The organism is Bradyrhizobium sp. CFUWI (assembly GCF_056429085.1).
This window is the reverse complement of the sequence record NZ_JBWJZE010000004.1, coordinates 381320-407280: the sequence shown is the minus strand read 5'-3', so window position 1 is coordinate 407280 and position 25961 is coordinate 381320. Positions and strand designations below refer to the sequence as shown.

Annotated in this window: 20 protein-coding genes; 17 read left to right on the top strand and 3 right to left on the bottom strand. The window is 61.5% G+C overall.

Features of this window, described 5'->3' with window-relative positions; translation table 11 throughout:
• Positions 1-73: 73 nt before the first annotated feature.
• The 13 genes from phbB (at position 74) to AC066S_RS12225 (ending at position 18460) form a co-directional block, all read left to right on the top strand.
• Positions 74-799, top strand: a complete 726-nt coding sequence (gene phbB, locus AC066S_RS12285) for an acetoacetyl-CoA reductase (protein ID WP_135170408.1) — start codon at positions 74-76, stop codon at positions 797-799.
• A 54-nt stretch (positions 800-853) separates the two neighbouring features.
• Entirely contained in the window at positions 854-1201 is a 348-nt protein-coding gene (locus AC066S_RS12280) for an acyl-CoA thioesterase (protein ID WP_126260037.1), read from the top strand.
• A 174-nt stretch (positions 1202-1375) separates the two neighbouring features.
• Positions 1376-3652, top strand: a complete 2277-nt coding sequence (locus tag AC066S_RS12275) for an NADP-dependent malic enzyme (protein ID WP_478269782.1) — start codon at positions 1376-1378, stop codon at positions 3650-3652.
• Between the two features lie 33 nt (positions 3653-3685).
• The gene (locus AC066S_RS12270) at positions 3686-5008 is read left to right on the top strand and encodes an NAD(P)/FAD-dependent oxidoreductase (protein ID WP_478269781.1); all 1323 of its coding nucleotides are present in this window, start codon (positions 3686-3688) and stop codon (positions 5006-5008) included.
• Between the two features lie 50 nt (positions 5009-5058).
• On the top strand, positions 5059-6447 hold the full coding sequence (locus AC066S_RS12265; protein ID WP_478269780.1) for a cytochrome ubiquinol oxidase subunit I: 1389 nt from the start codon (positions 5059-5061) through the stop codon (positions 6445-6447).
• A complete protein-coding gene (locus AC066S_RS12260; protein ID WP_478269779.1) occupies positions 6444-7448 on the top strand; it encodes a cytochrome d ubiquinol oxidase subunit II in 1005 nt (334 codons plus the stop codon). The genes AC066S_RS12265 and AC066S_RS12260 overlap by 4 nt, the downstream gene beginning before the upstream one ends.
• Positions 7449-7497: 49 nt before the next feature.
• Entirely contained in the window at positions 7498-9339 is a 1842-nt protein-coding gene (locus tag AC066S_RS12255; protein ID WP_478269778.1) for a sensor histidine kinase, read from the top strand.
• Entirely contained in the window at positions 9329-10705 is a 1377-nt protein-coding gene (locus AC066S_RS12250; protein ID WP_126260026.1) for a sigma-54-dependent transcriptional regulator, read from the top strand. The genes AC066S_RS12255 and AC066S_RS12250 overlap by 11 nt, the downstream gene beginning before the upstream one ends.
• A gap of 112 nt (positions 10706-10817) precedes the next feature.
• Complete coding sequence (locus AC066S_RS12245; protein WP_478269777.1) at positions 10818-12536, top strand: PHA/PHB synthase family protein; 1719 nt, start codon at positions 10818-10820, stop codon at positions 12534-12536.
• A gap of 480 nt (positions 12537-13016) precedes the next feature.
• Positions 13017-14072: a sugar phosphate isomerase/epimerase family protein gene (locus AC066S_RS12240; protein ID WP_478269776.1), complete on the top strand. Its 1056-nt coding sequence runs from the start codon at positions 13017-13019 to the stop codon at positions 14070-14072.
• A gap of 13 nt (positions 14073-14085) precedes the next feature.
• Positions 14086-15261: a Gfo/Idh/MocA family protein gene (locus AC066S_RS12235; protein WP_478269775.1), complete on the top strand. Its 1176-nt coding sequence runs from the start codon at positions 14086-14088 to the stop codon at positions 15259-15261.
• Between the two features lie 659 nt (positions 15262-15920).
• Complete coding sequence (locus AC066S_RS12230; protein ID WP_478269774.1) at positions 15921-17051, top strand: phosphotransferase enzyme family protein; 1131 nt, start codon at positions 15921-15923, stop codon at positions 17049-17051.
• Between the two features lie 80 nt (positions 17052-17131).
• Positions 17132-18460 (top strand): aspartate aminotransferase family protein, encoded by a 1329-nt coding sequence (locus AC066S_RS12225; protein WP_478269773.1) that lies wholly within the window; start codon positions 17132-17134, stop codon positions 18458-18460.
• 125 nt (positions 18461-18585) lie between these two features.
• Here AC066S_RS12225 and AC066S_RS12220 read toward each other — a convergent pair whose 3' ends face one another.
• Positions 18586-19464, bottom strand: coding sequence for a GNAT family N-acetyltransferase (locus AC066S_RS12220; RefSeq protein WP_478269772.1), 879 nt, complete (start codon positions 19462-19464; stop codon positions 18586-18588).
• A gap of 375 nt (positions 19465-19839) precedes the next feature.
• On the opposite strand from AC066S_RS12220, the gene AC066S_RS12215 reads away from it, so the two are divergent.
• From AC066S_RS12215 to AC066S_RS12205, 3 genes are all read left to right on the top strand, one after another.
• Positions 19840-20763, top strand: a complete 924-nt coding sequence (locus tag AC066S_RS12215) for a 2-hydroxyacid dehydrogenase (RefSeq protein WP_478269771.1) — start codon at positions 19840-19842, stop codon at positions 20761-20763.
• Positions 20764-20776: 13 nt separating this feature from the next.
• The gene (locus AC066S_RS12210) at positions 20777-21133 is read left to right on the top strand and encodes a cupin domain-containing protein (RefSeq protein WP_478269770.1); all 357 of its coding nucleotides are present in this window, start codon (positions 20777-20779) and stop codon (positions 21131-21133) included.
• 206 nt (positions 21134-21339) lie between these two features.
• The gene (locus tag AC066S_RS12205) at positions 21340-22797 is read left to right on the top strand and encodes an NAD-dependent succinate-semialdehyde dehydrogenase (protein ID WP_478269769.1); all 1458 of its coding nucleotides are present in this window, start codon (positions 21340-21342) and stop codon (positions 22795-22797) included.
• 134 nt (positions 22798-22931) lie between these two features.
• Here the strand turns inward: AC066S_RS12205 and AC066S_RS12200 are convergent, their stop codons facing one another.
• Complete coding sequence (locus tag AC066S_RS12200; protein WP_135170415.1) at positions 22932-23621, bottom strand: haloacid dehalogenase type II; 690 nt, start codon at positions 23619-23621, stop codon at positions 22932-22934.
• A 338-nt stretch (positions 23622-23959) separates the two neighbouring features.
• Between AC066S_RS12200 and AC066S_RS12195 the strand changes: the two genes are divergently transcribed.
• Positions 23960-25336 (top strand): aminotransferase class III-fold pyridoxal phosphate-dependent enzyme, encoded by a 1377-nt coding sequence (locus tag AC066S_RS12195; protein WP_478269768.1) that lies wholly within the window; start codon positions 23960-23962, stop codon positions 25334-25336.
• A gap of 34 nt (positions 25337-25370) precedes the next feature.
• Here AC066S_RS12195 and AC066S_RS12190 read toward each other — a convergent pair whose 3' ends face one another.
• Positions 25371-25847: an Lrp/AsnC family transcriptional regulator gene (locus AC066S_RS12190; RefSeq protein WP_126260007.1), complete on the bottom strand. Its 477-nt coding sequence runs from the start codon at positions 25845-25847 to the stop codon at positions 25371-25373.
• Positions 25848-25961 lie beyond the last annotated feature (114 nt).

Genomic DNA, 25961 nt, shown 5'->3' with positions numbered 1-25961 from the left:
TCGTCCGCGAAGGATCGAGGCTCGCAAGAGCCGGCGAATACAACATGAACCGATCAGGATCAGGAGGGGAATCATGTCCAGGGTTGCAGTGGTTACCGGCGGAACGCGCGGCATAGGTGAGGCGATTTCGATTGGGCTCAAGGCGGCGGGCTACAAGGTGGCGGCAAGTTACGCCGGCAATGACGAAGCGGCGGCGAGGTTTAAGAGGGAAACGGGCATCAACGTCTACAAATGGGACGTGTCGAATTACGACGCCTGCGTCGCGGGCCTGAAGCAGGTCGAGGCCGAACTGGGGTCGGTGGAGGTGCTGGTCAACAACGCCGGGATCACCAAGGACGGAATGTTCCACAAGATGACGCCGGAGCAATGGTACGGCGTCATCAACACCAACCTGAATTCGCTGTTCAACATGACGCGGCCGGTGTGGGAAGGCATGCGCGAGCGCAAGTTCGGTCGCGTGATCTGCATCTCCTCGATCAACGGCCAGAAAGGCCAGATGGGCCAGGTCAATTATTCGGCGGCCAAGGCGGGAGACATCGGCTTCGTCAAGGCGCTGGCCCAGGAGGGCGCCCGCTCTGGCATCACCGTCAATACGATCTGCCCGGGCTATATCGCCACCGAGATGGTCAAGGCGATCAACCCGGAGGTCGTAGCCAAGAACATTCTGCCTCAGATCCCGGTCGGCCGCCTGGGCGAACCGCACGAGATCGCGCGAGCCGTCGTGTTCCTGGCATCGGACGATGCCGGCTTCATAACGGGATCGACGATATCGGCCAATGGCGGCCAGCATATGGACTGATCGACAGTGATGACTATCCAGCCACGAGGGGACCTCACGACACGGACGCTCGCCATGCCCGCGGATGCGAATCCGAGCGGCGATATCTTCGGCGGCTGGGTGTTGTCACAGATGGACATCGCCGGCGGCATTCATGCCGGGCAGCGTGCGCAAAGCCGCGTCGCAACGGTTGCGATCGAGGCGATGCATTTCATCAAGCCGGTTCATGTCGGTGACGTCCTGTGTGTCTACGCGGCGCCCGAGCGTGTTGGGCGGACCTCGGTCGCAATCCGCCTGGAGGCCTGGGCATTGCGCAAGCGGCTGGGCGAGCGCGTCAAAGTGACGGAAGGCATCTTTACGTTCGTTGCACTGGATGCCGACGGCCGACCCGCGCCAATCGTGGCCGCGGAGGGCAGGCAATAGTCACCAATTGAAGGAGACGAAATGTCCGACAGCAAGACAGTAAACGAGACCGACAGGGGCCCAGGAATGGCGGCGCTGCGCGGCCGCGGCGGAAGCGCCTGAAGTTGTCGAGCACAAGAAAGCAAATGAGGGGCGCATTGTCCCTCGGGCCGAAGCGTCAAATCGGGGAATACGATGGATCAGGATCTCAGGGAAGCCGCACTCGAATATCATCGCCTGCCGAGGCCGGGAAAGATTTCCGTGGTGCCGACCACCGCGATGGCGACGCAACGTGATCTGTCGCTGGCGTACTCACCCGGCGTGGCGGAGCCTTGCCTGGTTATCGCCAAGGACCCGTTGCAGGCCGATGAACTGACCGCGCGCAGCAATCTCGTGGCTGTCGTCACCAACGGCACGGCCGTGCTCGGCCTTGGCAATATCGGCGCGCTCGCGGGCAAGCCGGTCATGGAAGGCAAGGCCTGCTTGTTCAAGAAGTTCGCTGGCATTGACGTGTTCGACATCGAGCTGGCCGAAGAAGACCCCGATGCGCTGATCGAGACCATTGCCAGGATGGAGCCGACCTTCGGCGGCATCAATCTGGAAGATATCAAGGCGCCGGAGTGCTTCTACATCGAACGGAAGCTCCGCGAGCGAATGAAGATTCCGGTCTTTCACGATGACCAGCACGGGACCGCGATCATCGCCGCGGCGGCAATCCTCAACGGCCTGAAGCTCGTCAAGAAGGACATTGCGGAGGTGAAGCTCGTCTGCTCCGGCGCCGGCGCAGCGGCGCTGGCATGTCTTGATCTTATCGTCAGCCTCGGCCTGCGGCATGACCGCATTATCGTGACCGACGCAAAAGGCGTCGTCTATGCGGGCCGCACCGAGGGCATGGATGACAACAAGGCGCGCTATGCAGTGAGAACCGACGCGCGAAAACTGGACGACATCATTCGGGACGCAGATATCTTTCTTGGCCTGTCGGCCGGTAATGTGCTGACGACCGACATGGTCAAGAAGATGGCGCGGGATCCCCTGATCTTCGCCATGGCCAACCCGATCCCGGAGATCATGCCGGAAGACGCGCTGGCGGCCCGTCCCGATGCGATCATCGGGACTGGACGCTCGGACTATCCGAACCAGATCAACAATGTGCTGTGCTTTCCGTTCATCTTCAGGGGCGCTCTCGATTGCGGAGCGACCACGATCAACGAAGAAATGAAGCTGGCAACCGTCCGGGCCCTGGCTGATCTGGCGATGTCGGAAGTGCCCGAGGTGGTGGCCGCCGCGTACAAGGGGGAAAAGCTCCGCTTCGGGCGGGATTATCTCATTCCCAAACCGCTCGATCCGCGCCTCATCGAGGTCGTCGCGCCGGCCGTAGCCAGGGCCGCGGCCGACAGCGGCGTCGCGAGGCGTCCGATCGCGAACATGGAAGCCTATCGCCAACAGCTCAGCCGGTTCGTCTATCAATCCGGCAACGCGATGCAGCCTGTCTTCTCGGTGGCGAAGGGAAGCGGAAAATCCCTGCTTCTGGCGGAAGGCGAGGATGAGCGCGTGCTGCGCGCTGCGCAGGTGGTCGTTGACGAGAGGATTGCAAGGCCCCTGCTGATCGGCCGGCCGTCGACGATCGAACAGCGGATCGAGGCGTTTGGCCTCCGGCTGAGGCCGGGCACGGACTGCGACATCATCGATCCCCATGACGCGGAGATCTATTCCAAATGCGCTGAAGTGTACCATTCGCGCAGAAAGCGCGATGGCGTATCGGCGGGCCTGGCGCTCTCGGAGACCCGAAGCAATGCGTCCGTACTGGCTTCGCTGCTGCTCGCAAGAGGCGTCGGCGACGCGATGCTGTGCGGCGTCATCGGCAGGACATCGGACCATCTGGCCGCCATTCGCAACGTGATCGGCACCCGCGACGATGCGCGGACGCTCGCGGTGATGCAGATGTTGATTCTGCCGCAGCATCAGCTGTTCATTTGCGACACTCATTGCCACCTCAATCCGACCGCCGAACAGGTCGCCGACATCGCCTTGCTGGCGGCGGCGGAGGTGCGGCGGTTCGGCATCACGCCCCGGGTGGCGTTGTTGTCGCACTCGAGCTTCGGTAGCTCCGCTGATGCGGAAGCCGGCAAGATGCGGGAGGCACGGGCGATCATTCGCGGGCGGGCTCCCGATCTGGCGGTCGAGGGCGAGATGCGTGGTGACGCCGCGCTGTCGCCATCCGTGCTCCACCACGAGTTTCCCGATTCCGGATTCGAGGGACCGGCGAACGTCCTGGTGATGCCGAATCTCGACGCCGCCAACATCTCCTACAATCTGCTCAGAATGGCGGCGGGCCAGGGACTGACGGTGGGCGGTATCCTGCTCGGAGCGGCCAAGCCTGCCCACATTCTCACGCCGTCCTCCACGGTGCGGCGTATCGTGAACATGGCGGCGGTCGCGGTCGCAGACGCGGTCTCCGATCGAGCCTGACCCAGAGGACGAACCCGATCGATCGAGGCCAGCATGGGTAAGCCGCAATCGGGAAAATCCCGGATCGTGATCGTCGGAGGCGGAGCCGGCGGGCTGGAGCTTGCGACGCGCCTTGGTGACAAGTATGGGCGCAAGGGCAAGCTCGATATCACGCTGATCGAGCGCAACCGCACGCATGTGTGGAAGCCGAAGCTGCATGAAATCGCCGCCGGCAGCATGGATATCTCGGCTCACGAGGTCGACTACCTCGCGCAGTCCTATTGGCATGGCTTTCGCTACCGCATCGGCGACATGATCGGGATCGATCGGGACCGCCGACAGGTGCAGGTGGCGGCGTATTTCGACGCCGAAGGCCGCGAAGTCACGCCGAAGCGGACCTTTGACTATGACGTCCTTGTCATCGCCATCGGAAGCCAGAACAACGATTTTGGCACTCCGGGCGTCGTCAGCCACGCGATCAAGCTTGAATCGCAGGCGGACGCGCGGCGGTTCCACGAACGCATGGTCAATGCCTGCATTCGCGCCCATGCCCAGTCGGTGCCGCTGGGTGCGCACCAGTTGAAAGTCGCGATCATCGGCGCGGGCGCGACCGGCGTCGAACTCGCGGCCGAACTGCACCGGACGACGCGTGAAGTGGTGGCGTACGGCCTCGACCAGGTCGATCCCCAGAAGGACATCAGGATCACGCTGATCGAAGCCGCCGATCGCGTGCTTCCCGCACTGCCCGAACGGGTGTCGAAGGAAACGGAGAAGCTGCTCGGCAGGCTGGGCGTCGATGTGCTTGTTGGCGCCAAGGTCTCGGAAGTTGGCTGCGACTATGTGAGCCTGACCGACGGGCGCACCATTCCCGCCGAACTGATCGTCTGGGCGGCGGGCGTCAAGGCGCCTGATGTCTTGAAGGACATCGCCGGCCTCGAGACCAACCGCATCAATCAGCTCGCGGTCCGGCCGACGCTGCAGACAACGCACGACGACGCCATCTTTGCCATTGGCGACTGCTCCGCCTGTTCATGGGGCGAGCGCGGCACCGTGCCGCCCCGCGCGCAGGCGGCTCACCAGCAGGCCTCGCATCTTTATTCCCAGATTCCGCGCTATCTGCGCGGCGAGCCGATCAAGGATTACAAATACAGGGACTTCGGCTCCCTGGTGTCGCTCGGCGAGTTCAGCACGGTCGGTTCGATGATGGGCGCGCTGGTGGGCGGTAATCTCGTTTTCGCGGGCATCTTCGCAAGGATGATGTACCTATCGCTCTACAAGATGCACGAACACGCGCTGCACGGCTCGGTGAAGGTTGCGCTCGACACGCTGGCGCGGCTGATCACTCGGCGCACCGAGCCGCATGTGAAGCTTCATTGATGCGCAATTGATTCGGGCGCGGGGGTCCGCGTGAAGCGGGAGGAATGTTCATGGATGCCGTGTTCCTTGCGCGCATACAGTTCGCCGCCAACATCACGTTCCATATCCTGTTTCCGTCGATCTCGATTGCGCTCGGCTGGGTGCTGCTGTTCTTCAGGATGAAGCATCTGCGGGCGAAGGACGCGCAGCAGAAGCTCGACTGGCTTCGCGCCTACCGCCTGTGGACCAAGGTGTTTGCCCTGACATTTGCGCTCGGGGTGGTGAGCGGCGTCACCATGAGCTTCCAGTTTGGCACGAATTGGCCGGGTTACATGGAGCGCGTCGGCAATATCGCCGGTCCGCTGCTCAGTTATGAAGTGCTGACGGCGTTCTTTCTGGAAGCGGGATTTCTTGGCGTCATGCTGTTCGGCCATCGCAGGGTTGGCGAGATGGTTCACCTGGGCGCGACCTTCCTCGTCGCGTTCGGCACGCTGATGAGCGCATTCTGGATCCTTGCGCTCAATTCGTGGATGCAGACGCCGGCGGGATACGAAATCGTCGATGGCCAGTTTCATGCGCGGAGCTGGCTGGAGATCATCTTCAATCCATCCTTTCCGTATCGTCTGGTTCATATGGTGCTGGCATCTGCGCTGACCTGCGCGTTCCTGCTGATCGGGATCAGTGCCTGGCAGCTCCTGAAGGGAGTCGCGACAACCAGCGCATCACGCGTGCTGCGCGCCGGGCTCGTTTTCGCCGCGCTGGTGGCGCCGGCACAGATGGTGGCGGGTGACTTTCACGGGCTCAATACGCTCAAGCATCAGCCGCAGAAGATCGCGGCGATGGAAGGCATCTGGGAAACGACGCGCGGCGCGCCGCTGCTGCTGTTCGCGATCCCGGACGATGCGGCCAGAACCAACCGTTTCGAGCTGGCGGTGCCGAAGCTCGCCAGCCTGATCCTGCGGCATGACACGGAAGGCGAGCTCAAGGGCTTGAACGAGTTTCCTTCAGCCCACCCGCCGGTATTTGCGGTGTTCTGGTGCTTCCGGATCATGGTGGGAATGGGAGTCCTGATGCTGCTGGTCAGCTGGTTTGGCCTGTGGCGGCATTGGCGCGACGGGTGGGATTTCGCGAAAATGCCGCGGCCGGTCCTCTGGCTATTTGCGGGGATGACCTTTGCCGGCTGGGTTGCGACCATTGCCGGATGGTATGTCACCGAGATCGGACGCCAGCCGTTTATCGTTGCCGGCCTGATTCGGACCAGCGACGTCGCCTCGCGTGTCCCGTCATCGAGCATCGCCCTGACGCTCGCGATCTATGTTGTGGTCTATCTGGCACTGCTCTTGGCCTATGTCGGGGTGCTCAAATACATGTCGGAGACCGCCGACAAGAAGCTGAACGCAATCACAACGGTGAGTCCTTCAGCGGGCCAGCAATATCAGGGCCGGGGAGAGTTCGCATGACTTCGATGTCGTTCGACGAACTGCTTCCGCTGATCTTCATCGGCTTGATGGGCGTCTCGCTGCTCGTTTACGTCGTCAGCGATGGATACGATCTCGGGGTCGGGATGCTGATGCATCGGGCGACGCCTGAGGAGCGCGATACTATGGTCGCGTCCATCGGCCCGTTCTGGGATGCCAACGAGACCTGGCTGGTGCTGGGTGTCGGTCTTCTCCTGGTTGCCTTCCCCAAGGCGCACGGGTTGGTGCTCTCGGAACTTTACTTGCCGACGACGCTGATGCTGGTCGGTCTGATCCTGCGCGGTGCTGCCTTCGACTTCCGGGTCAAGGCCAAGGCCAGCCGGAAGGCGATGTGGGACCGCCTGTTCATCGCAGGCTCAATGCTCGCGTCCGTGTGTCAGGGCTGGATGCTCGGTCGCTATATCAGCGGTTTCGGCGAGGGCTGGAATTTTCCGATCTTTGCCGGCGCCATTGCGCTGGCGCTGCCAATGGCCTACGCGCTGCTCGGCGCCACATGGCTAGTGATGAAGACGGGCGGCCCGCTTCAGGACAAGGCGATCGAGTGGAGCAAGATCGCCTGGCCGCCGATGGTCCTGGGTCTCATCCTGATTTCGACGGCGACACCGTGGATCAGCGAGTCCGTTCGCGAGCGATGGTTCACCCTGCCGGCGATCATTGCGGTGGCGTCGATCCCGATCACGTCGGGCATCGCGCTGCTGACGGTGCGCCTCCTGCTCAACTCGCCGGCCGTGCGCGACGCGCTGTGCTGGTTGCCGTTTGCCTTGCTTGTCCTCGTCTTCCTGCTGAGCTTCCTCGGCCTCAGCTACAGCATCTATCCCTTCGTGGTGATCGACAGGCTCACGGTCTGGGAGGCCGCCAGCAGCCCGGATTCGCTCAAAGTCATCTTGATCGGGGTTTGCGTCACGCTGCCGGTCATCGTCGCCTATACCGGCTTTTCCTATCGCGTATTCCGGGGCAAGACCATAGAGTTGGATTATGCGTGAGTGGTCGTCTGCGGTGGTCGGCGCTCCCCGGTTTGTCCTGGTTCTCACGATGACGGAGCTTCTATCCCTGGTGAACACGAAGCGGAGGCCCGAAGCTCCTTTGGTGGTATCGGGAACCCTGCGTTGGCTTGTTCGTGGAACGGCTGCCCTTGCCCTGATCGCTGCCGCTTCATGGCTAGGTTATGCCGTGGCGTTCCAGCGCGGACTGGATCATTTGCACGGTGCTGCCCAGCAGCGGCTTGCTGTTGAAGCGGCAAGGCTCGACGGTCATCTCTCCAGGTTCGAATATCTGCCGTCGTTGCTCGTGACGTCTCCGAGCGTGTTCAGGTTATTCGACGATCCTGCCGATGCCGCGCTGCAGCAATCGGTCAGTCTGTACCTGAAGTCGATCAATCTGCTCGCCGGGGCCGACAACCTCTACGTCCTCAGCGTCTCCGGCGAAGCGTTGGCCGCGGCCGATTTCGAGGACCCGGGCACACCGGTCGGCCGAAATCTGTCTTATCGACCCTATGTGAGCGAGGCTCTCGCCAGCGGCCGGGGGGCGTTCTTCGGTGTTGGTATCACCAGTGCGCGTGCCGGGTACTATCTCTCCTATGCCCTTAAGGACGGCGGCGTGACGAAGGGCATTGCGGCGGTCAAGGTCAATCTTGATCCGTTCGAGCGCGGGTGGCGCGATGTTGCGGGCGACATCCTGCTCGTCGACGAGCGCCGCGTCACGATACTCGCCTCCCGCGACGAGTGGCGCTATCGCGCGATGGCGCCGCTGTCGCGTGAAATGCGCGAAGACATTGCCCGGTCCAAACCTTACGCAGACCACCCTCTGACACCGCTCGGATGGAAGGTCGTCACTCAGTCCGCAGGCGGCGCTGCACGCATCACCACCGAAAGCGGCACTGCTTATACTGTCAGCGAGCTTCCAATCAATCGCGGTGCCTGGAAGCTTGTCTTGCTCGACGACGAGGCGCCGACACGGGAAACCGCGCTCATCATCGGTGCACTGTCGGGTCTTGCCTCCATCGTTGCCTTGCTGGCGCTCGGTCTGGTGATGCAGCGTCGCAGAGAGATCAAGCAGCGCCTGGCCAACCAGGCGGCGTTGCAGGCGGCGAACGACATGCTCGAGACCCGCGTGCAGGAACGCACCGCCGAACTACGGGCCGCGCAGGATGAACTGGTTCACTCCGGCAAGCTGGCGGCTCTCGGCCAGATGTCAGCCGGCTTGGTGCATGAGCTGAACCAGCCTTTGGCTGCGCTGCAGACCGCGGCCGACAACGCAATATTGCTCGTCGATCGCGGGTCTGTCGGCGACGCTCGCGGAAACCTCATCCGAATCGGCGAGCTGGTGCGCCGGCTCGGGCGCCTGACCGGCCAGCTCAGGGTTTTCGCCTACAAGTCGAGCAGCCCGCTTGACGCGGTCTGCGTCGAATATGCTGTCGCTGAATCGCTCAAGATCCTCGCGGGGCGTGTCAAGGAGGGCGGGGTTGCCGTTGTGACGGACATTGACGCAAATCTCAACGTCGTTGCCGATCAGACGCGGCTTGAGCAATTGCTGGGCAACATCGTGGGGAACGCACTGGACGCCGTGGAGAGCGTCGAGCGGAAATCGATCCTAATCCGGGCGTCGAGGGAAGAGGGGCAGGCCGACCGCTGCCGGATCACGATCAGCAACAGCGGTCCCGCGATCGCCTCCGATGTTCTGCAGCGCATGTTCGAACCATTCGTGACGACCAAGCCTGCGGGCAAGGGGCTCGGTCTCGGCCTGATGCTGTCGAACCACATTGCGCGCTCCTTTGGCGGCGAACTGCATGCTCGAAATCTCGTGCCTGACGGTGCCGAGTTTGTCGTGATCCTCCCGTTGGCTGACGTAACAGAGGCGGCTTCGCATGTGCGATGACCAATCAATCGGCGTGATCTATGTCGAAGACGACGAGGATGTCCGCATAGGCGGCGTTCAGGCGCTCGAACTTGCCGGGTTATCGGTCTCGGGATTTGCTTCGGTTGAGACTGCCAGCGCATCCATACGCTCCGACATGCCATTTGTCGTCGTCTGCGACGTGCGTCTGCGTGGCAAGAGCGGCCTTGAATGGCAATCCGATCTGCGCAGGCTGGATCAGGATCTGCCAGTGATCCTCATCACCGGACACGGCGATATTTCCATGGCCGTGCAGGCGATGCGCAACGGCGCCTACGATTTCATCGAGAAACCGTGTTCCTCGGAGCAGCTGGTCTCGGTGGTGCGCAGGGCGGTGGAAAAGCGGCGCCTGACCCTCGAAGTGCGTTTGTTGCGATCTGCGTTGTCGGACCGCCACGGGATCGAAGCGAGCCTGCTCGGCCGGTCGCCGCAGATCCAGGAAGTGCGCCGGCTCGTGTCTACGCTCGCCGCAACCAATGTCGACGTCACGATCTATGGCGAAACCGGAACCGGCAAGGATGTCGTCGCGCGCTGTCTGCACAATCACAGCGGCCGCCGCGCCGGCAACTATGTCGCGGTGAACTGCGGTGGCCTGCCTGAATCGCTCGTCGAGAGCGAGCTGTTCGGTCACGAGGTGGGGGCGTTCACCGGCGCCACCCGTCAGCGTATTGGCAAGATCGAATATGCGAATGGCGGAACGCTGTTCCTCGACGAAATCGAAAGTATGCCGCTGAGCGTGCAGGTGAAATTACTGCGGGCGCTGCAGGATCGGTCGATCGAGCGTGTCGGAACCAACAAGCCGATCTCCGTGGATTGCCGGGTCGTGGCGGCGAGCAAGACCAACTTGTTGGATCTGAGCGAAAAGAAGCAGTTTCGCGCCGATCTCTATTACCGCCTCGGTGTCGCCTTCATCGAGCTGCCGCCGCTTCGCGAGCGACGCGAGGACATTCCTCTGCTGTTCGAGCACTTCACGCTGGATGCCGCGAGGCGCTTCGAGCGCGACGCGCCGATATTGGACGAGCAGACGTTGTCGCACCTGCTGGCCTATCCGTGGCCGGGGAACGTACGCGAGCTTCGCAATGTTGCCGACCGCTTTGTGCTTGGCGTTCTCGACGGCAAGGCGATCGGAAAGTCCGGGCTTGGCTCCTCGGATCCGTCGCTGCCTCGCCAACTCGAGAACATCGAGCGGTCGATCATCGAGGATGGGCTGCGGCGCAAGCAGGGTGATGTCCAGGCAACCGCTGCGCTGTTGGGTATCCCGAAGCAGACGCTATACGACAAGATCAAGCGCCTTGCCGTGAACGTTGACGGAATTCGCGAAGGCGCGACCGTCCGCTCCGGAACCTGACGAAGGCAATGACATCCGACTGACGGATGCAAGAGCCAAGGGCGCCAGATAGAAGCTGCCCGGAATCGGAAACGCAACACGTCATCCCGTTTTGCTGAGTGAGGAGCATCTGATGAATCGGCCATTCAATATGCCGGACGAATTTGTCGATGGATTCATGAAGGCGGGCGCGAGCTTTTGGCGATCGCTGGGCGGGGCAGCGGATGGCGAGCGCGAGGGCACGGCGGTCAATTCACCTCTGGGTTCGTCGGAACGCATCGCCGAACTGCAGGCCGACTATCTTAAGGGTTTGTATCAGCTTTCGGAGCACATCATCAAATCGGCAGGCGCAGGGCAGGGTGAAGAGAGTGTCGAAACCCCGCGCGGCGATCGTCGGTTCCATGGCACTGAATGGCGGGAGAGTGCGCTCTATCGCATACTGAAGCAATGCTACCTGCTGAACTCGCGCTACTGCACTGACTTCGTCGAAGCGCTGGACATGGACGAGAAGGAAAAGCACCGCCTGCGCTTTTTCACGCGTCAATTCGTCGAGGCGATGAGCCCGACCAATTTTGTTGCAACCAATCCCGATGTGATCAAGCTTGCCACCGAGACCGAAGGCCAGAGCCTCAAGGCGGGCCTCGACAATCTGATGGCCGATCTGGGCAAGGGCAACCTGACGATCACGGACGAGAGCGCGTTCGAGGTCGGCAAGGACGTCGCGACGTCCAAGGGCGCGGTCGTGTTCGAGAATGATCTGCTTCAGCTCATTCAATATGAACCGGCGACCGAACGGGTCGCCGCTCGGCCGCTGCTGATCGTGCCACCCTGCATCAACAAGTTCTACATTCTTGACCTGCAGCCAACCAATTCCTTCGTGCGCTTTGCGGTCGACAACGGCTTGACGGTGTTCATGGTGTCCTGGCGCAATCCTGATCATTCGTGCGGTCACTTCAGCTGGGATGATTACGTCGAGGATGGCGCGATGCGCGCCATCGATGTCTCCCGTTCGATATCCGGCGCCGACAAGGTCAATGCCGTCGGCTGGTGCGTCGGAGGAACCATTCTATCGTCTGCACTCGCAATCTTGCGGACACGCGGCGATGAATCGGTCGCCAGCGCGACGCTGTTGACGACCATGCTCGATTTCCGCGAACCCGGTGATCTCGGCGTGTTCGTGGACGAGGAGACCGTGCGCCAGCGCGAGCAGACGATCGGCAAAGGTGGCATCTATCGCGGCGCGGAGCTCGGATTCGTCTTTCAGACCCTGCGCTCGAAAGAGCTGATATGGCCGAACGTGATCAACAATTATCTGAAGGGACGGCCGCCCGAGCGGTTCGATCTTCTGGCCTGGAACGCCGACGTCACCAATCTACCGGGACCGATGTACTGCTGGTACATCAGGAACATGTATCTGGAGAACAATCTCCGGGTACCGAACAGGTTGACGATGTGCGGCACACCGGTCGATTTGGGACGGGTCGATCTCCCGGCCTATGTCCTGGCGACCGTTGAAGACCACATCGTGCCGTGGCGGTCCGCCTATCGCACGACAGGCCTGTTCGGCGGTGACATCCGCTTCGTTCTCGGTGCGAGCGGGCATATTGCCGGTGTGATCAATCCGGCGTCGAAGAACAAGAGAAGCTATTGGATATCGTCCGATCGATGTGACGACCCGGCAGCCTGGCTGGCGAGTGCGGACGAGAAGCCGGGCAGTTGGTGGAACGATTGGATCGCGTGGCTAAAGCCATGGGCGGAAGTGCAGCATCCGGCGCGCGCGCAGCTCGGCAGCAATCGTTATCCGCCGGGCGAATCCGCACCCGGTCGATATGTGAAGGCCAAGGCGGACTGACGCGGCTGTGGCGCGCATGGATCTACCGGAGGCCGGAGTTCGTTCCGAAGCAGTCGTAGCGGCGAGGTTGGTTTGGCGGTATTGGCTTTCTCCCACCCAACCGCCGTCGACAATGTAGTGCTGGGCGGTGCAGGCGGAGGCCTCGTCGGAAAGCGAGGAAGATCGTGAATTTCGCGACCTCATCGACGCAAAAGCGGATCACATCATCAAGTCCGGTAGACCGCACTTAATCTTTGAGACTGCGGGTGCAGTCGAGATATCGAGTGCACTGGACTGCACCCCTGCAATGAGACACGATAATTTACAGTGGCAATGTGGGGCGCCGAAACGCCGTGAGGCGGGACGCGTCAGCCCCGTCGGTAATGTCCGAAGTGGGTATGAAGATCTCGTCTGGAAACAAGCGCGGGGAGAAGCGTTTGGTAGGATAGGGAGCTCAGCGGCTGCGCCGCCTGGCGCACCCCGCGTATAAGGAAGCATTCGATGAAGATGATCAAGGGACCGGCGATATTCCTCGTCCAGTTCGCGGCCGACGCGGCGCCGTTCAACTCCTTCGACAAGATCTGCGAATGGGCGGCTTCGCTCGGCTACGCGGGGGTCCAGATTCCGAGCTGGGATGGGCGGTTCTTCGACCTGAAGATGGCCTCGGAATCGCAGGACTATGCCGACGAAGTGAAGGGGATCGCGGCCCGCCACGGGCTCGCGATCACCGAGCTCTCGACGCATTTGCAGGGGCAGCTCGTTGCCGTTCATCCGGCCTATGACGCGGCATTCGACGGCTTCGCCGTGCCGGAGGTGCGCGGCAACGCCAAGGCCCGCACGGAGTGGGCCGTCGACCAGGTCAAGCGCGCGATCCTGGCGTCCAGGCGGCTTGGGATCACGGCGCAAGCGACCTTCTCCGGTGCACTTGCATGGCCCTATGTCTATCCCTGGCCGCAGCGTCCGGCCGGTCTCGTCGAGACCGCTTTCGACGAGCTCGCCAGGCGCTGGCGGCCGATCCTCGATTTTGCTGATGAGCACGGCGTCGACCTCGCCTATGAGATCCACCCGGGCGAGGACCTTCACGACGGCATCTCCTATGAGATGTTTCTCGAGCGGGTGAACGGTCACAAGCGCGCGAACCTGCTCTACGACCCCTCGCACTTCGTGCTGCAGCAGCTCGACTATCTCGACTACATCGACATCTACCACCAGCGCATCAAGGCATTCCACGTCAAGGATGCCGAGTTCAATCCGACCGGCCGCCAGGGCGTCTATGGCGGGTTCCAGAGTTGGGTCGACCGTGCCGGCCGCTTTCGATCGCTCGGCGACGGTCAGGTCGATTTCGGCGCCATCTTCTCCAAGCTCGCGCAATACGATTACGACAGCTGGGCGGTGCTGGAATGGGAATGTGCGCTGAAGCATCCCGAGCAAGGCGCGCGCGAAGGTGCCGAGTTCATCAAGAGCCACATCATCCGCGTCACGGAGAAGGCCTTCGACGATTTCGCAGGCGCCGGCACCGACGACGCTGCGAACCGCAAGATGCTCGGCATCTCCTGAGGGAGGAGACGAAATGACGATCGAAGCAAGCAACGAAGCCGGCCATCGCGGTCGCATCCGGCTCGGCATGGTCGGCGGCGGCCAGGGAGCCTTCATCGGCGCAGTCCATCGCATCGCCGCTCGCATCGACGACCAGTTCGAGCTCGTGGCCGGTGCGCTCGCCTCGGATCCGATCCGGGCCAAGGCCTCCGCGAAGGAGCTCGGCATCGCCGACGACCGCGCCTACGGCTCCTTCGAGGAGATGGCCAAGGCGGAAGCTGCCCGAGCGGACGGCATCGAGGCGGTCTCGATCGTGACGCCCAACCACGTGCACAGTCCGGTCGCGAAGCTGTTCCTGGAAGCCGGAATTCACGTCATTTGCGACAAGCCACTGACGACGACCGTCGCAGAGGCCGAGGAGCTCGTGGCCTTGGTCAGGAAGACGGGCAGGTTGTTCGTGGTGACGCACAACTACACGGGCTATCCCATGGTCCGGCAGGCCCGGGCCATGATCCTGAACGGGGAGCTCGGCGAGATCCGGCTGGTTCAGGCCGAATATCTCCAGGACTGGCTGACGGAGCGATTGGAGGCAAGCAGCCACAAACAGGCGGCATGGCGCACGGACCCGGCCCGGTCCGGCGCCGGCGGATGCATCGGCGACATCGGCACCCACGCCTATAATCTTGCCTGCTTCGTCACCGGCCTCGAGCTCGACGAACTGCTCGCCCAGCTGTCGACCTTCGTCGAGGGGCGGCGCCTCGATGATGATGTCCAGATACTCCTGAAGTGGAAAGGCGGCGCAAAGGGCATGTTGTGGGCGAGCCAGGTCGCCGTCGGCAACGAGAATGGCCTCACGCTGCGCGTCTACGGCAGCAAGGGCGGCCTCGAATGGGCGCAGGAGAATCCGAACCAGCTCTGGTTCACGGCTTACGGCCGGCCCAGGCAGCTGCTGACCCGCGGCGGCGCTGGTGCCTTTGGCGAAGCGGCCCGCGTCACCCGCATCCCCGCCGGTCACCCCGAGGGCTACCTTGAAGGTTTCGCAACCATTTATGCCGAGGCCGCGCGCGCCATTCGCGGCGCAAGAACCGGTGAGAAGCCCGATCCCGAAGTTATCTTCCCGACCGTTGAGGATGGCCTGGCGGGCGTGAAGTTCATCGATGCTGCTGTAAAGTCCTCGGCATGCAAAGGCACCTGGGTTCGGATCACGTAACGGCTCGCGTCTGTCATGAGGCGCTCGGTCAGGCCATCGACGTACCCTTCCACGGGATCTCTTCGCCGCTTCGAATCTGATCAGATCAATGCGCTCTTCGGTGGGCGGGTGGCCGGCTAGCTTCGATCGCTTGCGAGTCCCGCGCGCCATGGCTCGACGGGGGACAGCTCAAAAGCAAAAGGCGATCAGCATGTGTGCCGATGATCGGAGAAGGCTACGGAGCGCCAGCTGGCGCGGAGACCGCCACCCGAGTCACATCTACGCTGGCTAGCCGGCCGCCGCAGTCTCCCGGCCCCGTTCGACCGGATGCTCGTTGCGCACTCAACTCTCGTCGCGTTCGAATTGCCAATAGCCGGCGGTGTGCTCAACTCTCCAGTAGTCTGCCGATCGCGTCGCAGGAACGAATCGCGTTCTGGCGGATCGAGCGCGAGCACGCTCACGCTGCATCGAGTGTCGCGGAAGGTCATGCCGGTTTTCCAGGGGGCCGGAGGGCGTTCTGCTGAATGAGTGTGGATTGCGGCACTTTCTGCCGGATGCCTACGGCTATGCTCGGTTAACAAGCCAGACGGATAGGAGCCAACGACAGGGCCGCTTCCGGCGGAAATGCGTGACTTCTAATTGCCATGGCACGCCGACGAACGGCTTGGGATTATTTCAAAATGGCTGATCGTGGCGGACCGGTGAATGATGCAGAAGTAGTGCAATGCAATGGCTCGGCTGTCGCGAGGCGCGACCATCTTTCTTGTGCATCCCACTCAACGGAAGCCTACTTTCGCGCGGCTGCCGCAGCCCTGACCATGCGGTCGGACACCTCCGAACCGGATATGTCGGAGACATTGCTGAAGCGCCACTACGGATTGAAGGCTTCGATCGCGAACCTGTGCTCCGAGGTCGAGCGCACCGTTGAAGTCAACCTACCAGACGGTCGACGGCTAATCCTGAAGACGTCGACAAGACCGGAGGCGCTTGACAGCTTTCGTTTCCAAACCGGGGCCATAGCAGGCTTACAAGGGGCGGCTGGCTTTGTTGCACCCACAGTGCTCCGCACGAGCGCCGGCGCATTGATGTTTGAGCAGGAGGGAGTCTGCGGGTACCTGCAGACCCGGATCGAGGGCATTCCGCTGCACCAAGCGATGCACAGTCCAGACCTGCTTTTTCAGACTGGTCGCGCCCTCGCTCGGCTTGATTTAGCCCTCGCGCAAGTCAACGTGCTCGCAGCCCATCGGCCCGTTCTTTGGCATGTCGGATGCTGGTCGCGGTTGCTGGAGCTAGAGCAGTACCTGCCAAGCGGGGGCATTGCGGACAGCGTTCGCGCCGCGATGGTGGAGTATGTGGAGTTTGTTGAACCACAGATCTCGAGCCTCGTCTGGCAGGTCACTCATAACGATCCCAGCCCGTTCAACATGATTGTGACTGGTCAGGCAGTAGGTTTCATCGATTTTGGGGACGGCTGCTGGAGCCCAAGGATCCAGGATCTGGCGATCGCAGCAAGTCACGTCGTAACGGATCCCACCCTTGCATTGGGCGGGGCCGAACATCTTATTGCCGGCTATGCTTCTGTCATTCCGCTTTCGAGGCTGGAAGCAAGACTCCTGGTCGGACTGATGCGAGCGCGACAAAGCGCATTGATCTTGGTCAACTGTTGGCGCTCCCACCTTTTTCCGGCCGAGGCCCAGTACATCAAGAAGAACGTCGCGCGTGCCGAGCGCGGCCTTTCTATCCTAACGCCTCTCGATGTGACCTCGGGCGAGGCGGCAGTCGTGGCAGCTGCGTCATCGGCCTTGCCGTAGCGCCGTTTAGGTTCGCTCGATCAACAGGATCGCAGAATTGCGAAGTGACCAGGGTACCCTTTCAAAAAGGCAAGCAGCACATGTCCACAGACCTCATGCCTAATCGCTACCGACCTGGCGAGTCCGAGCTTCCCAGGCGTGAATCCGAGCTCATCGCTCGCCGTGACAAGGTTCTGGGCGCTTCTTATCGGCTCCAGTACCGACGGCCCGTGCACTTCATTCGCGGCGAGGGTATGTGGCTCTACGATCCCGACGGCCGAGCTTATCTTGACTTCTACAATAATGTGCCGTGTCTCGGCCATTGCCACCCGGAAGTAAACGCGGCAATGGCCGATCAGGCGGGCCGAATAAGCGCCAACACGCGCTATCTGGAGCCAAAGCTTGTCGACTATGCCGAGCGGCTGGTCGGTACTTTCCCGAACAAGCTCGATCGGGTGGTTTTTACGTGCACGGGAAGTGAATCCAACGATCTGGCCCTGCGTATTGCGCGGTGCGCGAGCGGCAAGGAAGGCGTGATCGTTTCTACCTATGCCTATCACGGGACTAGCGCGGCGACCGCCGCGGTTTCGCCAAACCTGGGAGACGCCGTCAAGCTCAGCCCATTCGTGCGGATGGTGTCCCTGCCTGGGCCGGCGGGCGTACCGGAAGCCCAGGCTGCGGACTTCTTCGAGATGCAGATTCGTTCGGCCATCATGGACCTGAAGCGTCGTGGCATTGGCGTTGCGGCCCTGCTCATCGACAGTATTTTCTCTAGCGATGGTGTGTGGGTAGATCCTCCCGGCTTTGTTGCCGGTGGAGCTGCGGCGGTGCGAGAGGCCGGTGGTCTGGTCATTGCCGACGAAGTTCAACCGGGCTTTGGGCGAACCGGCGCTTACATGTGGGGCTTCGAGCGACATGGGATCGTTCCGGATCTCGTTACCCTCGGCAAGCCGATGGGCAATGGATTTCCGATTGGCGCTGTGGTTGGTCGCAGGGCGCCGATGGAGCAATTTGGTGCCACCTCTCGCTACTCGAACACGTTTGCCGGAAACACAGTCGGAATAGCCGCCGCGGAGGCCGTGCTAACGATCCTGCAGCGTGACCAAATCCCGCAAAAGGCACTCGCGGTGAGCGAGCGCCTCCGCGCCGGACTGGAGAAGCTAGCAAAGCAGCGTCATGAGGTGCGCGCGATCCGAAACGCCGGTCTTTTCTTTGGCGTCGACATGGGGGCGGAGGGCACCCCGGCGGCAGGCCGGCGCGCAATAGCTTTGGATGTCGTCAACGCAATGCGGGACGACGGCGTACTTATCAGCACCACAGGGGCCAACGAGGATACATTAAAGGTGCGTCCTCCGCTCGTTTGCCAAGCGGAGCATGTTGATCTCTTCCTTGCATCCATGGAGCGCGCCCTCATCAGGGTCGCAGGCTAGATACATACTCTGCGAGCCGATGATATGCGCCAGTTCGGGCCGAATGCGTGCGCTAAAGCCGAATGGCAACCGTCCGCGATACGGCGCGGGCTGTAGCGATTAATGGCGCAGTTCGCTTAGCGGATTCAGCTCAGGGCGTGACCGGCCAATCCGTAGACCCACGGCTCGTTTTCATTTCGGTTGAGGAATCGCCGTCCCTTGGACATGGTCGTGACAGTATCGCTCATTGCGAGGCCGCTTTGTTGAAGAAAGTCGGCAAAGGGGCCCATCTGTTCACGCGTATCCACGCGGGCAAATCGTCCGACGAGATCCCTGAGATGCACGGCCGTGAGATGGATCGCGTCACAATCATTGTTGGCGACGATGGGGCCGATCACATGACCGCGTCCAAATTCGCGGTTCATGGAGTAGCCGACGGTCTCGCCGCCGCGGCGCAGAACGCAGATCGATGCGCCCTCCGCAAGCAACGCAAGCAGCTTCTGGCGGTTCGTTCCGAAGGCGCGCTCATCCAGTGCCGCTATCTCTTCAACATTCTCTGCTGAAAGCGAGTGCAATTCGCCGTCCAGAACTGGCACCGCCGGGAGAGATGATACGACCTCCCCCTGCCAAAGATATACGACGGCTTCTTTAGTGAAGCCCAGCGACAGATAGAGGTGATACGCGGCGTCAGTGGAGTTGAGGCTCAGATTCCGACCGCCGCAGCGCTCAAAGACCTGTTCCATGAGCCATCGCCCCGTGCCTTGCGCCTGGGTGCGAGGCGATGTGATCACCAAGCCAATCGTCGCGAACTCGCGGCCATGTGGGAACCACATCGCGCTGCCGAAGACGCGTCCGATGCCGTCGACCGCGACGATGCCGTGGCCTGCGCGACGCAAGAAATCCCAATCCTTGGGCCGATGCGGCCAGCCGACCCCAATTGAGAGCGCATGGAGCAGTTTCACATCGACTTCGTTGATGTCCTTCGCAGCGAGTTCAAAGGACTTCACGCGTACCGTTCGTCCCATTCAGCTTCATCCATTCTTGCACGATGCCAAGTCCTCTGGGACATCCTGCCTCTTGTCCCCTAGCACAATAGGACAGCAGACGTGCTCCGCCGCATTATGGCACGAATACTCAGCAGTTTTCGCCGGTTTAGGGCAAGTTTTCGAAATCTTCAGGCTGTCGTGCAGCGCAATTCGGCAGGGAAAGCTCCTTCTTGCGGCTACCCTCTCGAAATTCGCAAATTGCGCAGACAGAGCGGGCCACCATGAGTGCTAGAAGAGATCTTGCGGGGCAATTCGCTTTTGTCAGCGGCGAAGTGCCAAATGAAGCCGCCTCATGCCCAAGAATGACCGAGGATCCCGGTACGCGACTGTCCGCGTGACACGGCGGGTGCATCGATGGCCTTTCTCTTCAATTCTGACGCGGCCAGGGGGGCGGTCTTCCGCGAGGCGTTCGCGCGTGAGCTTCCTGATCTGGAATTCTACCATTGTAGCGAATCCATCGATCCGGAAAGCATACGATACCTGCTGACCTGGAACGTGCCAGAGGATGTCTCGCGCTTTCCCAATCTGGAAGTGCTGTTCTCGCTCGGTGCGGGGGTCGATCAGTTCAAGCCGGAGGCCATACCGGATCACGTGAAGCTGGTGCGCATGGTCGAGGATGGCATCGTACGCATGATGCAGGAATACGTCGTCCTTGGCGTGCTGACGCTGCATCGCGAGATGCTCGCCTATGGGGAGCAGCAGAGAAGGGGACTTTGGCAGGCCTTGGCAACGCCACAGGCGACCGATCGGCGCGTGGGTTTCCTGGGCTTTGGCAGGCTGGCGCAAGCTGCAATCGATCGCCTGAAGCCGTTTCGATTCCCCCTTGCTGCGTGGAGCCGCAGCAAGAAAACGGTCGAAGGAGTTGCCTGCTTTCAGGGCGACGACCAGCTTGGCGAATTCCTGCAAGGGACGGATATCCTTGTCTGTCTTCTCCCCCTGACAGAGCAAACGAGCGGCATCCTGAACGCAAAGCTCTTCTCGCGTTTGCCAGCGGGAGCAAGGTTGCTGCATGTAGGCCGCGGCCCGCAGCTTGACCAAGGCGCACTCATCGAGGCGCTCGACAGCGGGCATCTGGCAGCAGCCATGCTCGACGTCACCGATCCCGAGCCACTGCCGCAGAGCCATGCACTCTGGTCCCATCCGAAGGTGATCATCACGCCGCATATCGCGTCCGTGACACAACCGCACACGGCGGCACAATCCGTCATAGAGAACATCCGGCGCCACCGCGCCGGGCAAATTCCGATCGGCCTCGTCGATCGAACACTCGGCTACTAACAGGAAAGATGCCATGTCACTTCTGGTCACCATCGACACCAATCCGGACTTCGAACCAAAGCACGCCGTGCCCGCTCCGGAACGGCTCATTTCGGGCAGTCCATCCTTCAAGACCTGGGCGCAGGATGCCTCGAAAGGCGAGAAGGTGCTGACCGGCGTCTGGGAAGCGACACCGGGCGAGACCCATTCCATCAAGGGCACCACCTTCGAGTTCTGCCACATCCTTTCGGGCCTCATCGAAATCGAGGAAAAGGATGGCGAGGTCAGGAGGTACCGCGCCGGCGACAGCTTTGTGATGAAACCCGGCTTCGTCGGAGTCTGGCGCACGATCGAGACGGTGCGAAAGATCTACGTCTGCCATTTTGACTGAGGCGGTGCCGAGGGCCGCACTGGAAACGGCGCACCGAATATTCGACCTTCAGGGCCGCGTCTGACCGGATGCAACGCCGCCAAGCAAGTCATTCTCGATGAAAAATGCGGCGTACGGTCCTGTACTGCTCGCATGAGGCGGCATCGTCTCGCCAATCGCAAATCCCGGCTGTGATGGCGGGGAGGGCCGAAGACAAGGAGCAAGCCATGATTGCGTTGAAGGACAAGGATCTGTTTCGCCAGCAAGCACTGATCGGCGGCAACTGGCGCGATGCGAGCACGAAAGCCACCGTTGAAGTCACCGATCCTGCGAGCCAGACAGTGCTCGGCACCATCCCCGACATGGGCCGAGACGAGACGAGGGCGGCGGTCGACGCCGCGGCGGCTGCGTTCAAACTGTGGAAGACCAAGGCTCATGCAGAGCGTGCCGTGCTGCTGGAGCGCTGGTATGAGCTCATGCGGCGCCATGAGCAGGATTTGGCGCTTCTGCTAACGCTGGAACAAGGCAAGCCGCTTGCTGAATCGCTCGGAGAAATCCGCTATGGGGCATCCTTCGTCAAATGGTTTGCGGAGGAGGCTCGCCGCATCAACGGATCGACGATCCCGGCGCCCAGCGTCGATCGCCGCATTCTGGTGCTGAAAGAGCCGGTCGGCGTCTGCGGGATCATCACGCCCTGGAATTTCCCCAACGCGATGATTACGCGTAAGGTGGCACCGGCGCTTGCCGCGGGCTGCACCGTGGTCATCAAGCCCTCTGAATTCACACCTTTTTCAGCCCTTGCCATGGGTGTACTGGCGGAGCGGGCGGGAATTCCACCTGGCGTGATTAACATCGTGACGGGCATGCCGACGGACATCGGCACGGAGCTGATGGCCAACGAAACTGTCCGCAAGATCTCTTTTACCGGATCGACCCGCGTCGGCGCGTTGCTGATGAAAGGTGCTGCTGACAGCATCAAGCGGCTGAGCCTCGAGCTCGGCGGCAACGCGCCGTTCATCGTCTTTGATGATGCCGATGTCGATCGGGCCGTCGAGGGCGCGATTGCGTCCAAATTTCGCAATGGCGGCCAGACGTGCGTTTGCTGCAATCGAATTCTCGTGCAGTCGGGCATTTACGAAGCCTTTGCACAGAAGCTGGCCGGTCGGGTCGCGAAGATGAAGGTCGGGGCGGGTACGGAAGAGGGGGTCACAATCGGGCCGATGATCAACGCGGCGGCGATCGAGAAGATCAAGCGGCATGTCAGGGACGCCCTGGACAAAGGCGCGAAGATCATCTCGGAGAGTGAGGCGATGCCGGAAGGTCGGCAATATGCCCGTCCTCTCCTGCTCGGCGAGGCGACGACCGAGATGCTCTTGGCTTCGGAAGAGACTTTCGGGCCGGTCGCACCGCTGTTCCGCTTTGAGACCGAGGACGAGGCGATAGCGATTGCCAACGGCACGCCATTCGGCCTTGCCGCGTATTTCTACACCGAGAATCTGAGGCGCTCGTGGCGTGTTGCCGAGGCGCTGGAGTTCGGCATGATCGGGCTGAATACCGGTCTGATCTCGACCGAGGTTGCGCCTTTCGGCGGCGTCAAGCAGTCGGGTCTCGGACGTGAGGGGGCGCAGCTGGGGATAGAAGAATACCTCGAGACCAAGGCGCTCCATGTCGGCGGGCTGGACTGAGCGGCCCATCGGATCGGCAGCCGAAAGAAGAAAGGGGGCGGTCGACCGCCCCCTTTTTTCCTTCACTGTGCACCGATCTCTATTGAAGCTTTCGCAGAGCTGAAGCACTGCGAGAGAACCCAAAAAGAATGCGTTCAAGCGCTTTTGCGCAGGGGCTCCAGCCCGACTGCCGCAGCAAGCCCGTCGATGCCAGCGACCTCGGTGTATTCGTAGAAGGGATTGGCGGGCTCGTGACCGCGGTTCACCCAGACCTTGCTCTTGATGCCCAAGTCGTAGGCGGTCATCAGATCGTAGCGGAAGGAGGAGGAGACGTGGGTAATGTCCTCCGGGCCGCAGCCCAGCTTGTCCAGCATATACTCGAAGCCCTTCATGTGCGGCTTGTACGCGCCGGTCTCCTCCGCCGTGATGACCATGTGGAAGGGAGCGCCGAGTTTCTCAACGTTCGACATGATGAGGTTCTTCATGGAGTTCGACAGGATCACCAGCGGAATCTCCCTGGCAACCTTGGCCAGGCCCGCCGGCACGTCGGCATGCGGACCCCACGTGTGGATTTCTTCATTGATGCGCTGGGCATGCTCCGGCCGAAAGACGATACCGTTGCGTTTGCAGGCGCGCTCCAGCGCATTGTGCACGACCTCGAAGTACGGCTTCCAGGCGCCCAGGACCTCATCCAGGCGGTAGGCCGAAAAATCCTTGATGAGCTTTGCCATCGCCGCGGCCGAAAGCTCCGAGCCATAGACACGGGTCGCGGCGCCGGCCATGTCGAAATTCGTCAGCGTGCCATAGCAGTCGAAGGTGATGTACTTGGGTCTAAACGTTGCCATCGCTCGTCCTCTCAGTCCTCATGCGCCGCTTGCCGGCACGACAATCATCATAGCGAGCGAGCAACCAGATAAAGCACCGCTGTCGCGGCGACCCGAAGCAGATTGTTTCGTATTGGGTCGGAGCTTTGGCAGAGAGTTGCGCCCACAGACGCGTCGAATGCGAGCGTCATCCGGGCGGTCGTTCGGCACCGGCATAAAATCCCGCGGCGATCATCGATGAAAGTCAAAACTTCCTCCATCCATACGCTGCATGCGAGCAACTGCTGTCTCCGTCGCCGTACGTTGCATCCGAAAAGATCGGGCGGCCGCACAGCGTCGCGGCCGAGCTGGAGGACGACATGTTGAGCAACTCGCTGACTGAACTCGATCGGGCGCATCTGATTCACCCGGTCTCATCCTACCGCAGCCATGAGAAGGCGGGCGTGCGGGTGCTGAAATCGGCCAAAGGCGCCACGCTGACGGATGTCTCGGGACGTCAGTTGCTCGACGGCTTCGCGGGTCTGTGGTGTGTCAATGCCGGTTACGGCCAGGACAGCATCATTGAAGCGGCCACAAGGCAACTGCGCGAACTGCCATACGCGACGGGATATTTTGGGTTGGGCTCCGACCCGGCTATCAGGTTGGCGGCGAGGCTCGCCGAACTGGCGCCTGGCGATCTGAACCATGTCTACTTCACCTTGGGCGGCTCCGATGCCGTCGACAGCACGATCCGGTTCATCCGGTACTACTATCATGCGAAGGGTACGCCACAGAAGGACCAGTTCATTTCCGTCGAGTGTGGCTATCACGGTTCGTCAACGACGGGCTCCGGCCTGACTGCGCTGCCCGCTTTTCACACGGGCTTCGGAGTGCCTTATAGCTGGCAGCACAAGATCCCGTCGCACTATGCCTATCGCAATCCTGTCGGTACCCATCCCCAAGCTATCATTGCTGCATCGGTTGCGGCCCTGCGGGCCAAGATCGCCGAGCTGGGCGCCGACCGCATTGCCGCCTTCTATGTCGAGCCGATACAGGGGTCAGGAGGCGTCCTCGTTCCGCCGCCGTCCTGGCTGAAGGCGATGCACGCCGTTTGCAAGGCGCACGACATTCTGTTCGTTGCCGACGAGGTCATCACCGGCTTTGGCCGGGTCGGTCCGCTTTTCGCCTGTGAAGAGGACGATATCGTGCCCGACCTCATGACGACGGCAAAAGGACTGACCTCCGGCTATGTGCCGATGGGGGCCGTTCTCATGTCGGACCGCGTGTACAACACGATCGCTGACGGCGCCGGCAATACGGCCGTCGGTCACGGCTACACCTATTCCGCACATCCCGTCAGCGCAGCCGTCGGGCTCGCATGCCTCGACCTTTACGAGAACGGCTTGCTGGAAAACGGCCGTAAGGCCGGCCACCGCCTGATGGAAGGGCTTCGGACGCTTGTCGATCATCCGCTTGTCGGGGACGTCCGTGGTCGCGGCATGCTGGCCGCAATCGAGCTTGTCACCGACAAGGAATGCAAGACGCCCCTGCCGGCGGAAGCCGACGCGGCACGTCGCATCTTCGACCGCGCCTGGGACAATGGACTTGTCATCCGCGCCTTTGCTCAGGGCGTGCTGGGTTATGCACCGCCGCTCTGCTGCACCGATGCGGAGATCCACGGCATCATCGAACGGACAAGGACCACGCTCGACCAGACGCTCGAAGACAGCGACGTCCGCGCGGCGATGAAAGGATGATCGGCGCGCTCGCGATCGGCGGCCAGATCGTTCTTCAGCCGTTGAAGATGCTCTCGAGGGGTAGGTGAGACTTCACGATAGGAGACTTGAGCACGACAAAGCTGAAGTATTTGTCGATGCCAATATCCATTTCGACGAGGCGCTCCATGATCGCCTGGTATTCACTGATCCCTGAGGTGATGAACTTGACGAGATAGTCGTACCCGCCCGAAACCAGATGGCACTCGACGACGGAATCGATCTTTTCAATCGTCGTGAGGAAGCGCGCGAAATCGATCTGTCGATGATTCTTCAAAGTGATTTCGGCGAACACCGTCAGTGTCTGTCCGAGCTTGGCAACGTCGATCTGGGCGGAATAGCCGGTGATGAAGCCCTCGGTCTGAAGCCTCTTGACGCGCATCAGGCATGGGCTCGGGGACAGGTTGATCAGCTCTGCGAGCTCGACGTTGGAAATCCGCCCGTTCTTCTGCAGTTCGCATAGAATCCTGATGTCGATCTTGTCGAGCTTCATCGCGATGCCTTGAGATTGTGGAGGACGGCAGCGTCAAGGCTGTGAGGCTTCAGCGTCATACACATTGTCATAGCACCAACCCGCATCTTTGCCCACTGAGCGGCAAAATTGCCC